At 69.4% G+C, this 2,780-nt stretch carries 1 protein-coding gene; it reads right to left on the bottom strand.

The window, feature by feature from the left end; genetic code table 11:
* Positions 1 to 2,780 (bottom strand): amino acid adenylation domain-containing protein (locus ACFYZA_RS40230; RefSeq protein ID WP_388495145.1); only part of this gene is annotated, 2,780 nt, incomplete at both ends.

Raw genomic sequence — 2,780 nt, 5'->3', positions numbered from 1 at the left:
AACTCGGCCAACTGCGACTTCCAGAAGTCGAGTTGGCGCTCCTCTTCGGTGGCGAGGAGACTGCGCTGCCACAGGCTGTAGTCGGCGTACTGGACGGGCAGCGGCTCCCAGTCGGGGGCCGCGTCCCGGGTGCGGGCCGCGTACGCCGTGGCGAGGTCCCGCAGGAGCGGGCCGTTCGACCAGCCGTCGGAGGCGATGTGGTGCATCACCACCAGGAGCACGTGCTCCTCGAGGGACAGCGCCAGCAGATCCGCGCGGATGGGCAGATCGGTGGCGAGGTCGAAGGTGACGCCGGCCAGTCGGGCCAGCGCCTGGTGCAGGGACTCCTCCGTCACCGGGGTCACCGGGAGCGCGAGGTCGGTCTCGGCGAGGGAGCGGACGGCCTGGTGAGGCCGGCCCTGCTCCGAGGGGAACGTGGTCCGCAGGGCTTCGTGCCGGCCGACCACGTCGACCAGCGCGCGGCGCAGCGCCTCGGTGTCGAGCGCGCCGGTGAGCCGTACACCCAGCGGAATGTTGTACGTGGGCGACGGCCCCTCCAACTGGTCCAGGAACCAGAGCCGTTGCTGGGCGGAGGAGAGCGGCGGCCGTTCGGGCCGCTCCCCCGCCACCAGCGCCGGACGCTCGTCCGCGCCGGTGCCCGCCGCGATCAGCTCGGCCAGCCGTCCGACCGTCGGGTACTGGAAGATCTCCCGCACCCCGAGCCGTACGCCGAAGGCCTGCCGGATCTTCGAGGTGAGCCGGGTGGCGAGCAGGGAGTGGCCGCCGCGGTGGAAGAAGTGGTCGTCGATGGTGACGGAAGCGAGCCCGAGGGTGTCGGCGAAGAGACCGCACAGGATCTCCTCGGCCGGATTGCGCGGCGGGCGGCCGTCGGACACGGCGGTCAGATCCGGCGCGGGCAGGGCCCGGCGGTCCAGCTTTCCGTTGACCGTACGAGGCAACTCCTCCAGGACCACGACGGCCGCAGGAACCATGTACTCGGGCAGCCGCGCCGCGGTGTGCCGCACCAGGGCCGCCGTGTCGGTCGTGTCGGCGACGACGTAGGCCACCAGGCGCTTGTCACCGGGACGGTCCTCACGGACCACCGCCGCCGCCTGCTGCACCTGCGGATGCGACGCCAGCGCCGCCTCGATCTCGCCCGGTTCGATCCGGAAACCCCGCAGCTTGATCTGCTGATCGCCCCGGCCCAGATACTCCAGCGCACCCTGCTTGTTCCACCGCGCCAAGTCCCCGGTCCGATACATCCGCGCCCCGGCAGGCCCGTAAGGGTTGGCCACGAAACGGTCCGCCGACAAACCCGGCTGACCTATGTAACCGTGCGCCAGACCATGCCCCGCGACATACAACTCACCCGGCACGCCCGGGGCCACCAACTCCAGGTTCCCGTCCAGCACATAGGCGTGCTTCCCGGACAGCGGACCACCCACCGGAATGCTCGCCGCACCCTCGGCCGTACCCGGCTCGATGGCGAACGTGGTCGTGAAGCCCATGCTCTCCGCCGGCCCATACCCGTTCAGCAACCGCAGGTGCGGATAGGCCTCAAGGGCGCGGGCGACATGCGCCGGTGAGGCCGCCTCGCCCGCGGTCATCGCCTCTCGTATCTGTCCGAAGACGGCGGGGTGTTCGTCCAGCATGTGGTTGAACAGGCTCGCCGACATCTGGAGCGTGGTCACCTGGTGCCGCTCCACCAGTTCCACGATCTGATGCGGATCAGTGTGCTGACCCGGCTGAAGCACACACACGCCGCCGTGAAGCAAAGGCCCGAAGACCTCCAGCGCGAACGCGTCCCACGACACCGGAGAACACTGCAAGAACGTCTGCTCCGGACCGAAAGCCAGATAGTCCGGGCCGACAAAGGTCGCCGCGAGCGCCCGGTGCGAGGCGGCCACACCCTTCGGCACACCCGTCGAACCCGACGTGAACATCACACACGCAACCGACTCCGGAGACCCACCAGTCGCTACGGACCCACCCGAGACGGCACTGATCTCCGCCACCTCACGTGTCAGATCGACACGCACCGCATCCGACCGCAGCACCGGAAGATGCGACTGCGTCACCACCGCAGCCGGACGCACCTGCTCCAGAACAGCGTTCAAACGCTCATCCGGGAACTGCGGATCCAGCATCGTGTAACCCGCACCCGCCTTCAGCACCGCCAGGATCGCAGCCACCATGTGCGGCGAACGCTCCACATGCACCGCCACCAGATCACCCGGCGCCACACCCTTGCCCGACAGATACCGGGCCAGACGGTTCGACCACACCTCCAACTCCCCGTACGACACCACCTGATCCTCGAACACCACAGCCGGAGCCTCCGGCGAACGCGCCGCCCGACCCGCAAACAGACCGTCCAGACCGAGCCGGGGGGCCGTAGTGGCGGGCCCGGACCAGTGGGCGAGACGGGTGTGCTCGTCCTCGGTGAGGAGGGACAGGGTGGAGACCGGCTGGTCGGGGGTGGAGACGGCGGCGGTGAGGAGACGTACCAGGCGACCGGCGACGGCCTCCGCGGTGGCAGGGTCGTAGAGGTCGGTGGCGTACTCCACGGTGATGTCGAGTCCGTCCGGGCTGCCGTCGGCCGCCCGGCGCTCTCCGAACGCGAAGGTCAGGTCGAACTTCGCGACACGGATCTCGGGAGTGACGAACTGTGCTGCCAGACCGCCGAGTTCAGGTTCGCTCACCGTCGTGTCGCCGACGGTGAGCATGACCTGGAACAACGGATGCCGGGACGCCGAACGCTCGGGGTTGAGCACCTCGACGAGCCGGTCGAACGGAAGGTC

Source organism: Streptomyces sp. NPDC001828, assembly GCF_042892175.1.
GTDB lineage: Bacteria > Actinomycetota > Actinomycetes > Streptomycetales > Streptomycetaceae > Streptomyces.
This window is presented reverse-complemented; position numbering and strand designations above follow the sequence as displayed.